The organism is Tenacibaculum halocynthiae, from assembly GCF_964512825.1.
GTDB classification, from domain to species: Bacteria; Bacteroidota; Bacteroidia; order Flavobacteriales; family Flavobacteriaceae; genus Polaribacter; species Polaribacter halocynthiae.
This window is the reverse complement of sequence record NZ_CAZELG010000042.1, coordinates 29,806-42,147: the sequence shown is the minus strand read 5'-3', so window position 1 is coordinate 42,147 and position 12,342 is coordinate 29,806. Positions and strand designations below refer to the sequence as shown.

The following is a 12,342-nucleotide window of genomic DNA, read 5'->3' as shown; positions in this document are numbered from 1 at the left end:
GAAAAGATTTACTCAAACAAATAAACTAACAACATGAGTAAATTAAGAATAGCAATTCAAAAATCAGGAAGATTAAATCAAGATTCCTTACAACTTCTAAAAGACTGTGGTATATCCATAGATAATGGTAAAGACCAATTAAAAGCATCGTCAAGTAATTTTTCATTAGAAATTTTTTACTTGCGTAATGGAGACATTCCTCAGTATTTAAAAGATGGGGTAGTTGATGCTGCAATAATAGGAGAAAACTTATTAGTTGAAAAAGGAGGCGATATTCAGTTTGTAGAAAAATTGGGCTTTTCAAAATGTAAAGTTTCTTTAGCTATCCCTAAAGGAGAAGAGTATGAGGGATTGTCTTTTTTTCAGAACAAGAAAATAGCAACTTCTTATCCTAAAACAGTTCAAGATTATTTAGCAAAAAATAATATCAGTTCTCAGTTACATATTATTAATGGGTCTGTAGAAATAGCACCTAATATAGGATTAGCAGACGGAATATGTGATATTGTATCAAGTGGATCTACGTTATTTAAAAATAACTTAAAAGAGGTAGAAGTAATATTGAAATCAGAGGCAGTATTAGCAGTTTCTCCGAAATTAGAAGTTGCTCAACAAGATATTTTAAATAAATTACAGTTTAGAATTCAATCAGTTTTAAAAGGAAGACGCTCTAAATATATTCTATTAAATGCTCCAAATGATAAGCTTGAAAAGATTATAGATATTTTGCCAGGAATGAGAAGTCCAACTGTATTACCATTAGCAGAAGAAGGATGGAGTTCTGTACATTCAGTTTTAGATAAAAACCAATTTTGGGAAATTATTGATGAGCTTAAAAGTAATGGAGCTGAAGGGATTTTAGTATGTCCAATAGAAAAAATGGTAGTTTAAAAATAAAGCAGATGAAAGCAGTAGAATTGAATAAAGATAATTGGGAATCATTATTGCAAAGACCAACAAAATCTGTAGAGGATATAGAGCAAACGGTTAATCAAATTTTCAAAGAAGTTAGAGTAGGCGGAGACGCTATTATAAATAAATACACACATACATTTGATAAGGTTGAATTACAAACATTAGAAGTAAGTTCAAATGAAATTGAAAACGCTGAAAAATTAGTTTCTAAAGAGTTGAAAGATGCTATTCAAGATGCAAAAAGAAATATTGAGACTTTTCATACTGCTCAAAAAACAGATAAAGTTGAAGTAGAAACAGTAGAAGGAGTTTTATGCTGGCAAGAGAAAAGGGCTATTCAAAAAGTAGGGCTATACATTCCTGGAGGAACTGCACCTTTATTTTCTACCGTTTTAATGTTAGCGGTTCCTGCAAAAATAGCAGGTTGTAAAGAGATTGTTTTGTGTTCGCCTCCTGACGGTGAAGGTAAAATAAATCCAGTAATATTATATACAGCATCATTAGTAGGAGTTACTAAAATTTTTAAGGTAGGTGGTATTCAAGCTATCGCTGGTTTAACGTTTGGAACAGAAAGAATACCTAAAGTGTCTAAGATTTTTGGACCAGGAAATCAATACGTAACTGTTGCAAAACAGTTATCAACCAAATTTGGGGTCGCAATTGACATGCCAGCAGGACCAAGTGAATTATTAGTAATAGCTGACGACTCAGCAGATGCGGCTTTTGTTGCATCAGATTTATTAAGTCAAGCAGAACATGGAGAAGATAGTCAAGTTGTTTTAGTGTCAGATTCATTAGACTTATTTTCTAAAGTTGAAATAGAAATAGAAAAACAATTAGCAAAATTACCAAGGAAGGAAATTGTAATAAAAGCATTAGAAAATACAAAATCAGTATTGATTAAAAATGAGGATGAAGTAATAAGTTTTGTAAATGACTATGCACCTGAACACTTAATAATAGTAACTAAAAATGATGGTTTCTTTATAGATCAAATTGTAAACGCAGGATCTGTATTTATAGGAAAATATACCCCGGAAAGTGCTGGTGATTATGCTTCTGGTACTAATCATACTTTACCTACTAATGGGTTTGCAAAAGCATATTCTGGAGTTAATTTAGATAGTTTTACAAAGAGTATTACGTTTCAAAAAATTACTAAAAAAGGAATTCAAAATATAGGTAAAACTATAGAATTAATGGCAGAAGCAGAAGGATTACAAGCACATAAAAATGCAGTAACTCTAAGATTAAAAGAGATAGATAATGTTTAATTTAGAAAAAATAACTCGCACCAATATAAAAGCGTTAAAAGGGTATTCATCTGCAAGAGATGAGTTTAAAGGAGTCGCAGAAGTTTATTTAGACGCGAATGAAAATCCATTTGGAACCTTAAATAGGTATCCAGACCCAAAGCAAATTAAAGTTAAAAAACGATTATCTGAATTAAAAAATGTTGAATCAGAACAAATTTTTATTGGTAATGGAAGTGATGAAGTAATCGATTTAGCTTTTAGAATTTTTTGTGAACCAGGAAAAGATAAAGCATTAACTTTTTCTCCCACTTATGGGATGTATGATGTATCTGCAGCTATTAATAATGTAGAGTTGATTAAACAACCACTTTTAGCTGATTTTCAAATTAATTTAAATCAATTGCAGCCTTATTTAGAAATGGATGAAGTAAAGTTAATTTTCATTTGTTCTCCAAATAACCCTACAGGTAACTGTTTTAATGATGATAGTATAACTTATATACTTGAAAACTTTAATGGAATGGTGATTATTGATGAAGCATATATTGATTTTAGTTCAAGAGCATCCTATATTACTAAATTAGAAGCATCCCCAAATTTAATTATAAGTCAAACATTTAGTAAGGCATGGGGTTTAGCTGGTGTAAGAGTAGGAGCAGCATATGCTAATTCTGAAATAATAAATTTATATAATAAAGTAAAGCCACCTTATAATGTAAGTACATTAAATCAAAATGCTGTTTTAGAGTCGTTAAACAGTATAGCACAGTTTGAGATAAACAAAAATATTATTATCAATGAAAAGGAAAAATTAGTAAAAGAATTTAGTACTTTAAAAATAGTAACTAAAATATATCCATCAGAAGCTAATTTTATTTTGGTTGAAGTAACTAATGCTAATACTATTTATTCCAATTTAGTAGAACAGAAAATAATTACAAGAAATAGAAATACTTTAGTAGCCAATTGTTTACGAATAACCATAGGAAGTGCAGAAGAAAATACTAAGTTAATAAACGCATTAAAACAATTATGAAAAAAATATTATTTATAGATAGAGATGGAACTTTGATTAAAGAACCAGCAGATGAACAAACTGACTCATTTGAAAAATTAGAATTTTATCCTAAAGTATTCCAAGGCTTAAGTAAAATTGCTTCTGAATTAGATTTTGAATTGGTTTTAGTAACTAACCAGGATGGCTTAGGTACTGAGGTATATCCTGAAAATACTTTTTGGCCTGTTCATAATTTTGTTATGAATACTTTAAAGGATGAGGGTATACTTTTTACAGAAGAAATTATTGATAGAACTTTTGCTAAAGATAATAAACCAACCAGAAAACCTAATACAGGATTGTTAACTAAATTTTTTTCTGATGAATACGATTTAGCAAGTTCATTTGTAATTGGAGATCGTTTAACCGATGTAGAATTAGCAAAAAACCTAGGAGCTAAAGGTATATATATAAATGATGAAACTTTTTTAGGTACAGATGAAATTACTGTTAAAAGAAGTGAGTTAGATGAGTTTATAGCTTTAGAAAGTAATGATTGGAATGCTATTTATGAGTTTTTAAAGTTAGATGAAAGAACAGCTAGTGTAGTAAGAAATACAAATGAAACAAAAATTAACATTCAATTAAACCTAGACGGAACAGGCAAAAGTAAAATTGATACTGGAATTGCTTTTTTTGACCATATGCTTGATCAAATTGCACGTCATGGGCAAATGGACTTAGATATAAATGTTGTTGGCGACCTGGAAGTAGATGAGCACCATACTATTGAAGATACTGCTATAGCTTTAGGTGAAGTTTTTAATAAAGCTTTAGGGAATAAACTAGGAATTGAACGCTATGGTTTTTGTTTACCCATGGATGATTGTTTAGCACAAGTAGCTATAGACTTCGGGGGTAGAAATTGGTTAGTATGGGAAGCGGAGTTTAAAAGAGAGATGGTTGGTAAAATGCCTACTGAAATGTTTATCCATTTCTTTAAATCATTTACTGATGGAGCAAAATGTAACTTAAATATTAAAGCAGAAGGAGCTAATGAACATCATAAAATAGAAGCAATTTTTAAAGCTTTTGCTAAGGCAATAAAAGTAGCTGTAAAACGAGATACTAGTAAAATGATTTTACCTTCAACTAAAGGGACTTTGTAATTAATATGATAGCAATTATAAAATATAATGCAGGGAATATACGATCTGTACAAAATGCAATTACGCGTTTAGGCTTTGCCAGTATAATAACTGATGATGCTGAAGAAATAAGAAAGGCTGAAAAAGTTATTTTTCCTGGGGTAGGTGAGGCAAGTTCTGCAATGGCGTATTTAAAAGAAAGAAAATTAGATGAGGTTTTAATTTCTTTAAAGCAGCCAGTGCTTGGTATTTGTTTAGGATTACAGCTTATGTGTACTTTCTCTGAGGAGGGAAATACTAAGTGCTTAGGTATTTTTGATACAGTTACAAAGCAATTTCCACCTTTAAAAAAAGTACCTCATATGGGTTGGAATAATTTTTCAGAAATAAAAGAATCTAAGGTAGTTGAAAATTTGAATGAATTAGATGATGTTTATTATGTACATGGTTATTATGCAGATGTATGTAGTGACACAGTTGCTAGTTGTAATTATATACTTCCTTTTAGTTCTATAATGCAGAAGAATAATTTTTATGCAATGCAGTTTCATCCCGAAAAATCAGCTAGCGTTGGAGAAAAATTATTAAATAACTTTCTAATCATTTAAAAAATAACCGTTAAATAAAGAAAAATGAGAATTATACCAGCTATAGATATTATTGAAGGAAAATGTGTACGTCTTACAAAAGGAGATTATGCAACAAAAAAAGTATACAATGAAAACCCAGTTGAGGTAGCAAAAGAATTTGAAGACAGTGGCATTCAATTTTTACATTTAGTAGATTTAGATGGAGCAAAATCTAATCATATAGTAAACTATAAAATTTTAGAACAAATAGCTACAAAGACTAATTTGAAAATAGATTTTGGAGGAGGATTAAAGTCTGATGATGATTTACGTATAGCTTTTGAAAATGGAGCTAGTCAAATAACAGGTGGTAGTATAGCTGTTAAAAATCCAGATGTTTTTATAGGATGGTTAACTAAATACGGAAGTGATAAAATTATTTTAGGAGCAGATTGTAAAAATAGAAAAATAGCAACACATGGTTGGTTAGAAACTTCAGAGGTAGATGTTGTTGATTTTATTAAAGAATATGAGGAAATAGGAATGAAGAATGTCATTTGTACTGATGTTGCTAAAGACGGAATGTTACAGGGAACTTCTAATGTTTTGTATAAAGAAATAATAAAAGAAACGAATGTCAATCTAATAGCAAGTGGAGGAGTTTCATCTATTAATGATTTATTAGTATTAAAAGAAATGAAATGTGAAGGAGCTATTTTAGGAAAAGCAATTTATGAGGGGTACATAACCTTAAAAGAATTAGAGCAATTATGTTAAAAAAACGAATTATACCATGCTTAGATATTAAGAATGGTAGAACAGTGAAAGGAGTCAACTTTATAGATATTAAAGATGCTGGAGATCCTATTGAATTAGCGAAGCAATATGTAAAAGATGGTGCAGATGAGTTAGTGTTTTTAGATATTACAGCTACCGTTGAAAATCGTAAAACATTAGTAGAATTAGTTGAACGTATTGCTGAAGAAATTAATATTCCTTTTACTGTAGGTGGAGGAATAAGTTCAGTAGATGATGCGTTAGTTTTAATTAAAGCAGGTGCTGATAAAGTGAGTGTAAATTCATCCGCAGTTAAAAACCCACAATTAATTACAGATTTAAAAAACCGTTTCGGAAGTCAATTTGTAGTTGTTGCTATTGATACTAAATATGTAAATGAACTATGGAAAGTATTTACAAAAGGAGGTAGAAATGAAACTGAATTAGAAACAATTTCTTGGAGTAAAGAAATAGAAAAACTTGGAGCCGGAGAAATTTTACTAACCTCAATGAATAGTGATGGAACTAAAGCCGGATTTTCAATTGATATAACAAATTCAGTTAGTAAAGCTGTTAATATTCCTGTTATTGCTTCAGGAGGAGCAGGAAAAGAAGAGCACTTTAAAGATGTGTTTACAAAAACTGAAGCTAGTGCAGGATTAGCTGCCAGTATTTTTCATTTTGAAGAAATACCAGTGCCAAAACTTAAACAATATTTAAAAAAACAAAATATACCAGTACGATGAATATAGATTTTACAAAAGGAGATGGATTAGTTCCAGTTATAATCCAAAATAATTCCACATTACAAGTTTTAATGCTGGGGTATATGAATAAAGAAGCTTTTTTGAAAACTAAGAAAGAAAAAAAAGTTACATTTTTTAGTAGAAGTAAAAATAGATTATGGACTAAAGGAGAAGAATCTGGTAACTTTTTATTAGTAAAAGATATTCAAATTGACTGTGATAATGATACCATTTTAATAAAAGTTGTGCCAGAGGGGCCAACTTGTCATAAAGGAACGACTTCATGTTTTGCTGAAGAAACGTCAAAAGGCTTTTTATATGAATTAGAAAGAATTGTAAGTAATCGTATAGATAATGATATAGAAACGTCATATACTAATAAGTTGTTTAAAAGAGGTATTAATAAGGTAGCTCAAAAAGTAGGAGAAGAAGCTGTAGAGCTTGTTATTGAAGCAAAAGATGATAATGATAGTTTGTTTAAAAATGAAGCGGCTGATTTACTATATCACTTTGTAATTTTATTAAAGGCAAAAGGTTTTACATTACTCGAAATTGAAGATGTTTTGAAGAAAAGAAATTAATGTTTAACTTTTTTTCTTGTTTGTTAAACAAAAAATCGTATATTTGGATAACGCTTTTAGAAATCTTAATCAAAGCGTTATTTTTTTAGCTAAATCAATTTTGTTTAGATTTTTTGTATAAATGTTAAACAATGTCTAAATTAACCGAAAAAAGACATAAAAAAAAGAGTAGGTATTAATGTAAAATCTATTAGAAATGTTTACTAAAAATTTTAAAACTGTTCTAACACTTAGTTTATTATTGTGTCTTTCATCTTTTACTTCATGTAGCGATGATGATGTAATTGATGAAAAACAAAAAGATATTGTTGAATTAGCATCTGCAACTTCAACATTAAGTACTTTAGTTTCTGCTGTTCAAAAGGCAGGCTTGGTTGATGCATTAAAAGCTGATGGCCCATTTACCGTATTTGCTCCTACAAATGATGCTTTTCAAGCATTGTTAGATTCTAACAGTAGTTGGAATTCATTGGATGATATTCCTGTTGAAACCTTAAAAACTGTATTAATGTTTCATGTACTAACCTCAAAAGTTAAATCAACAGATCTATCAAATGTTTATGTAAATACATTGGCTACTGGTCCGAATGATGAAAATTTATCATTACAAGTTGAAACAACTGGAGGTGTTGAATTTAATGGAGATTCAAAACCTGTTACAGTAGATGTGGAAGCTAGAAATGGAGTAGTACATATTATTGATAAAGTAATGTTACCTCCAAATGTTGTTACATTAGCATTAAATAATTCAGGTTTTACTAATTTAGTAACTGCTTTAACGGATAGTAGGCATACAACTGATTTTGTAACTGTTTTGAAGGGAGATGGTCCTTTTACCGTTTTTGCACCTACTAACAGAGCTTTTGAAGAATTATTAGCCACTAATTCTTCTTGGAATTCAATTGGGGATATTCCAATAGCTACTCTTGATGCTGTATTAAAATATCATGTTGTTAATGGAGCAAATGTTCAGTCTAAACAATTAACGAATAATCAAGAGGTAACAATGCTATCAGGAGACAAAATAACGGTTGACTTGTCAAGTGGTGCAAAATTGAAAACAACTAGCAATCAATCAGTAGTTATATCTTCAACTGATGTACAGGGAGCAAACGGAGTAATTCATGTAGTTGATAGTGTTCTTTTGCCTGCAAACTAGGTTTGTAGTAATTAATATTTAGGGATTAAAAACTGTCTAAAAATAATTTTTTAGACAGTTTTTTTGTGAAATGATAATATGTAAGATTTAGATTTGGTTAACAAAATCTAAAAAAACTTTTTTATGACGTTCAAAATCTAAATTAGATGAAAGTGCAACACGAACAATATAGTCTTTGTCTCCTTCTTTAGTTGTCCCTTGAGTTGAGGTTGCAGGTATTGTCCAGTAGCATCCTTTTAATTGACCATAACTTACACAAAATTTACTTTCATTAGGGATTTCAGTGATCATTAAATTTATTAATTTAAGATTTAAAGCCCTTTTGTAAGTTTCTCTTTCTTCATCAGTATTTCCTTTTGTTGGAAGATCTAATGAAAAAACAGAAGGGGTAAATCCACTTTTTGCTAATTCTTCTGACACAAAATTTATTTTTGCATCTGGTAGATTTTCTTTTATGAAGTTTACAAATTCACGAGTATATTTATAAGCATCATGAATTCTTTGATTCATAGATGGCAATTGTTTTGCTAAGATTTCCATTTGAAGGTTTGTAGCTTCATTATCACAAAGGCGTAAATGAAAATCTATTTTTTCCATTAAAGCTTCCGATTTTTTATTAGCAACACAATATCCAGCTGTACATTGACCACCACTAGGGAATTTAGATCCGCTAACATATGATATAGTTTTGGTAGATGCAAGTATCTCGTTTTCACCTAAAAAATGAGTGTTTGGGCAAAACGTTTGATCTAAAATAAAAACAGGATCAATAGCAGTCTCACCAGTTGATGTAGTTCGTTTTTTATTTAAAACATTTTTCAATTCTAATAAATCAGGTACTTCAACTCTAGGGTTTGTAGGGATCTCTGCTATTATATAAGGAACAGCGTTTTGGTTTGCAATTTCTTCTAAAACAATATCAATACTTTTAACCATGTCATTACCACCATCAACAGGTAAGTCCATTACTTCAACATTATTTATACATGTAGCAACTCTTCTAGCTTGATCATTAGTGCCTCCATAACAATTTGGAGGTACAATTATTTTAATAGCTTTTCCTTTATGATTTTCAACAGCGTCATGAATTAGTCCCATTACAATAGCATATTGCATAGAAAGACCACTTGAAGCAACAACAGCTTTGGTGTTTGCTCCGGTAATTTCTTTAATTGAGCTTAAAACACTTGATTTAGTTATATCAATGTTGTTTGCATTATTGCTAGGTATTTTTAGGTTTAAAAGAGACTTTAAAGCATGAAGAGTATTAGCAGGTGTCATAGCTATAGTTTCTCTTCTTCGAACATGTTGAATTTCTGAAATATAACTTTTGTTATCATTGCCATTTACAACTAAAATGCTTCCTAAATTATCATCGATGTTAATAAAGAAGTCAATATTAGAAGTAAGATTGAAATCACATATTTTGTTTTGTTGAGAAATAAAAATAGTACTTCCATTAAACTCTAACACTTCGTTAATATTTTCAACTTTTATCAACTCAAATTGATAGCCATATATATCTTTTACTATTTCAGTATCAAAAAAATCTGGTAGTTTACCAGTGTAAATTATTCGAGTATTTTTTTTTGCTAATAAGTTTTTTCTTAGAACAGCTAAAACAGGAATAGTTTTAGATGAAAAAGAAATAACATTTTCAGCATCTAAATTATTTAGGTTTGCAATAGCCCATTCAAGTAAGCAAGATAAAGGATGACCTAAGCGTATATAATCAAAAGCAGTTGGTAGCTCGCTTAAAGCTATTGAGTTCGCGTCGTTTTTTTCATATAAAGCCTCAAATTGTTCTAAAAATTGAGTTTTAGCTAATTTTTCTTCGTAAATATCTAGTCGATGTGTAGTTAAATTAAGCCAATCAGTAGGCATGTTTTCTACTACATCTTTAATATAATTTAGCATTTTATTGTCTTGCATAATTGTTATCTTAAGATAGGTTTGCAAGATACGTTAATTAGAAATTTTTTAAATAATTTTTAAGACGTTTAGTTATATATTAACAGTTGATAAATTAGCGTAAATATTTTTATGTTTTTTTTTAAGCCTGTTATTCTATTATTTAATTTCTGAACAATTATCCTACCTAGTTTCTTTGCTTCCTTTCCATCTTTTCCCTCAATTAAAAAACTGAATATTTCAATTTTAGATTTTGAGTTTATTAAATATAAAGTTATATTTTGGTAGTAAGTGTTTGTTCTTGATTTAGTGTACTCACGATATTGAGTCATTTTTATTTTTATGTTAGAATTTAAAGTAAAACATTGAGTTTTTAACTTATGTTTAAATTTAATTTCTTTTTTTGTAATTTTAATATAATTAGAAGTTTGATCAATAAGAGTTAATAGAGAAATAATAAACATTATTCCTCCTAATAAACCTCCTAATATTATTGAAAACCAGTCTGTAGATTTAAAAATTGAAACATATATTATAAATATGCCCCCCAAAAAAATTAAAAGAACACCAATATTAGATTTATTTGAAACTTTAAATACAGATTTGATTATTAATTCTTTTTGATTTTCAATTAATTTAATACTAGCTTTATTCAAGATTGAATTTAATTCAGTATTCATAAAGTGTATTTATACTTTATTATTTTAAACTTTTTTCCCATTGGCGGTAGCCAACACTTAATTTACCATCATTTAGTAAACCTATCCCAATATCAGTTGTAGTATTATTATTTATCCATGTTAAATAATAATATCCAGCTTGAAAAGAAATAATTAGCTCTAATTTTGGTGATTTGACTCCGTTTATATCTGTATATACAATTTCAAAAGTACCTTCAAACCTATTTAAGGTGTTTAGTTTGGTTATTCTTGTACCAATACCAAATCCTTTAGTGATATTTTTATTCTCAGAAAAAATCCATTCAGCTTTAATACCAGATTTTGTTTCGGTATAAATAACACAGCCAATATCGTTCATGATTTTCTTTTTATTTAGTAAGTAAATATAACCTTATTTTTAGTGTCCTTGTCTGGTGTTTAATTAGAAACATATTAACTATTTTTGCATCATGAATGAATTTCAACAATTAAGAGATACTTTAAGTCAAAGCATTTTAAATGCTAATTTTGTGAAAATGACTTTAAGTAAGCCAATAAAGAAGAGTGATGGGTTACCAAATGTATATATAAGATTAGTAAAAATAAAAGGTGCAGAAGTTTTACAATTCACATATCATTATACTACAAATGATAAAGTGAAAAACTATACAATAACTGAAGCTTTGTCTGAATTAGAAATTTTATTATTAGATAATTTTAGAGCTGCAACGTTATTTACTTTAAAAAATGATTTATTAGTTTTTATTTCTAAAAAGAAAAAAGTTTCATATAAACTTAATGCCCCAAGTTTTAAAAATAAGTTACCAGATACTCACGATAAACCGAAAGAGCGTCTAGCAGAGGCAGGTAAGTATTTACAGTATTTAGGTATCACTGATAAAGAAGAGAAGGTCATTCATAAAATGGCAGACAAGTATCGTCAGATAAATAAATATTTAGAAATTATTGAAGGCCTTTTAAAGTCAGCTAAATTACCAAAGCATATTAATATTGTTGATATGGGTTCAGGCAAAGGGTATTTAACATTTGCTTTGTATGATTATTTAGTGAATCAGAAAAAGTTTAATGCTACTGTTACAGGAATAGAGTTACGTAATGAATTAGTTAATTATTGTAATGATGTAGCAAGGAAGAGTGAATTTAAAAATTTATCATTTGTAGCACAACCAATTCAGGAGTATGACAATAATAAAATTGATATTTTAATAGCGTTACATGCTTGTGATACAGCAACTGATGATGCTATTTATAAAGGGTTGTCAGCAAAGGCTGAATTAATTATATGCGCACCGTGTTGTCATAAACAAATTCGCCAACAAGTTAAAGGTAAAGAACAAGAAAGTCCACTTTTAAAATATGGAATATTTAAAGAGCGTCAGTTTGAAATGGTAACTGACACAATTCGTGCGTTAATTTTAGAGAAAAATAATTATAATACTAAAGTATTTGAATTTATAAGCAATGAACATACACGTAAAAATGTAATGTTAGTAGGGAGTAAATCATCTAAAAAGATTGATAGTTCTAAGATAGAATCTAAAATATCAAGTTTAAAAAATACCTATGCTATTGAAAAGCATTATTTAGAAACATTATTATAATC

Annotated in this window: 13 protein-coding genes; 10 read left to right on the top strand and 3 right to left on the bottom strand. The window is 29.0% G+C overall.

All coding sequences use genetic code 11. The features are described 5' to 3' along the window. Positions 1 to 33: 33 nt before the first annotated feature. From hisG to ACKTTQ_RS15995, 9 genes are all read left to right on the top strand, one after another. Positions 34 to 891, top strand: a complete 858-nt coding sequence (gene hisG, locus ACKTTQ_RS16035; RefSeq protein ID WP_093870802.1) for an ATP phosphoribosyltransferase — start codon at positions 34 to 36, stop codon at positions 889 to 891. 11 nt (positions 892 to 902) lie between these two features. After that, positions 903 to 2,189 carry a histidinol dehydrogenase gene (hisD, locus tag ACKTTQ_RS16030; RefSeq protein ID WP_408049791.1) on the top strand — a complete coding sequence of 429 codons (1,287 nt, stop codon included), beginning with the start codon at positions 903 to 905 and terminating at the stop codon, positions 2,187 to 2,189. Then, a complete protein-coding gene (hisC, locus tag ACKTTQ_RS16025; RefSeq protein ID WP_408049790.1) occupies positions 2,182 to 3,207 on the top strand; it encodes a histidinol-phosphate transaminase in 1,026 nt (341 codons plus the stop codon). The genes hisD and hisC overlap by 8 nt, the downstream gene beginning before the upstream one ends. Next, complete coding sequence (gene hisB, locus ACKTTQ_RS16020; protein WP_408049789.1) at positions 3,204 to 4,337, top strand: bifunctional histidinol-phosphatase/imidazoleglycerol-phosphate dehydratase HisB; 1,134 nt, start codon at positions 3,204 to 3,206, stop codon at positions 4,335 to 4,337. The genes hisC and hisB overlap by 4 nt, the downstream gene beginning before the upstream one ends. Positions 4,338 to 4,342: 5 nt before the next feature. Continuing rightward, a complete protein-coding gene (gene hisH / locus ACKTTQ_RS16015) occupies positions 4,343 to 4,924 on the top strand; it encodes an imidazole glycerol phosphate synthase subunit HisH (RefSeq protein ID WP_299136140.1) in 582 nt (193 codons plus the stop codon). Between the two features lie 24 nt (positions 4,925 to 4,948). Further along, on the top strand, positions 4,949 to 5,662 hold the full coding sequence (gene hisA / locus ACKTTQ_RS16010) for a 1-(5-phosphoribosyl)-5-[(5-phosphoribosylamino)methylideneamino]imidazole-4-carboxamide isomerase (RefSeq protein WP_113785967.1): 714 nt from the start codon (positions 4,949 to 4,951) through the stop codon (positions 5,660 to 5,662). Continuing rightward, a complete protein-coding gene (gene hisF, locus ACKTTQ_RS16005) occupies positions 5,656 to 6,408 on the top strand; it encodes an imidazole glycerol phosphate synthase subunit HisF (RefSeq protein ID WP_408049788.1) in 753 nt (250 codons plus the stop codon). The genes hisA and hisF overlap by 7 nt, the downstream gene beginning before the upstream one ends. Next, positions 6,405 to 6,989 carry a bifunctional phosphoribosyl-AMP cyclohydrolase/phosphoribosyl-ATP diphosphatase HisIE gene (gene hisIE / locus ACKTTQ_RS16000; RefSeq protein WP_093870808.1) on the top strand — a complete coding sequence of 195 codons (585 nt, stop codon included), beginning with the start codon at positions 6,405 to 6,407 and terminating at the stop codon, positions 6,987 to 6,989. Before hisF ends, hisIE begins: the two co-directional genes overlap by 4 nt. Before the next feature lie 196 nt (positions 6,990 to 7,185). Then, the gene (locus ACKTTQ_RS15995) at positions 7,186 to 8,148 is read left to right on the top strand and encodes a fasciclin domain-containing protein (protein WP_093870809.1); all 963 of its coding nucleotides are present in this window, start codon (positions 7,186 to 7,188) and stop codon (positions 8,146 to 8,148) included. A gap of 87 nt (positions 8,149 to 8,235) precedes the next feature. On the opposite strand, the gene ACKTTQ_RS15990 is transcribed toward ACKTTQ_RS15995, so the two are convergent. The 3 genes from ACKTTQ_RS15990 to ACKTTQ_RS15980 form a co-directional block, all read right to left on the bottom strand. Then, entirely contained in the window at positions 8,236 to 10,080 is a 1,845-nt protein-coding gene (locus tag ACKTTQ_RS15990) for a PLP-dependent transferase (protein WP_408049787.1), read from the bottom strand. Between the two features lie 68 nt (positions 10,081 to 10,148). Continuing rightward, entirely contained in the window at positions 10,149 to 10,739 is a 591-nt protein-coding gene (locus ACKTTQ_RS15985) for a hypothetical protein (RefSeq protein WP_408049786.1), read from the bottom strand. A gap of 19 nt (positions 10,740 to 10,758) precedes the next feature. Next, positions 10,759 to 11,097: a hypothetical protein gene (locus ACKTTQ_RS15980; protein ID WP_408049785.1), complete on the bottom strand. Its 339-nt coding sequence runs from the start codon at positions 11,095 to 11,097 to the stop codon at positions 10,759 to 10,761. A gap of 91 nt (positions 11,098 to 11,188) precedes the next feature. Between ACKTTQ_RS15980 and ACKTTQ_RS15975 the strand changes: the two genes are divergently transcribed. After that, on the top strand, positions 11,189 to 12,340 hold the full coding sequence (locus ACKTTQ_RS15975) for a class I SAM-dependent methyltransferase (protein WP_408049784.1): 1,152 nt from the start codon (positions 11,189 to 11,191) through the stop codon (positions 12,338 to 12,340). Positions 12,341 to 12,342: the final 2 nt, after the last annotated feature.

Coding starts and splice junctions, on each gene's coding strand:
- ACKTTQ_RS15980 (WP_408049785.1), bottom strand. CDS start 11,097: ATGAACGATATTGGCTGTGTTATTTATACCGAAACAAAATCTGGTATT.
- ACKTTQ_RS15990 (WP_408049787.1), bottom strand. CDS start 10,080: ATGCAAGACAATAAAATGCTAAATTATATTAAAGATGTAGTAGAAAAC.
- hisF (WP_408049788.1), top strand. CDS start 5,656: ATGTTAAAAAAACGAATTATACCATGCTTAGATATTAAGAATGGTAGA.
- hisC (WP_408049790.1), top strand. CDS start 2,182: ATGTTTAATTTAGAAAAAATAACTCGCACCAATATAAAAGCGTTAAAA.
- hisIE (WP_093870808.1), top strand. CDS start 6,405: ATGAATATAGATTTTACAAAAGGAGATGGATTAGTTCCAGTTATAATC.
- hisG (WP_093870802.1), top strand. CDS start 34: ATGAGTAAATTAAGAATAGCAATTCAAAAATCAGGAAGATTAAATCAA.
- hisA (WP_113785967.1), top strand. CDS start 4,949: ATGAGAATTATACCAGCTATAGATATTATTGAAGGAAAATGTGTACGT.
- hisD (WP_408049791.1), top strand. CDS start 903: ATGAAAGCAGTAGAATTGAATAAAGATAATTGGGAATCATTATTGCAA.
- ACKTTQ_RS15995 (WP_093870809.1), top strand. CDS start 7,186: ATGTTTACTAAAAATTTTAAAACTGTTCTAACACTTAGTTTATTATTG.
- ACKTTQ_RS15975 (WP_408049784.1), top strand. CDS start 11,189: ATGAATGAATTTCAACAATTAAGAGATACTTTAAGTCAAAGCATTTTA.
- hisB (WP_408049789.1), top strand. CDS start 3,204: ATGAAAAAAATATTATTTATAGATAGAGATGGAACTTTGATTAAAGAA.
- hisH (WP_299136140.1), top strand. CDS start 4,343: ATGATAGCAATTATAAAATATAATGCAGGGAATATACGATCTGTACAA.
- ACKTTQ_RS15985 (WP_408049786.1), bottom strand. CDS start 10,739: ATGAATACTGAATTAAATTCAATCTTGAATAAAGCTAGTATTAAATTA.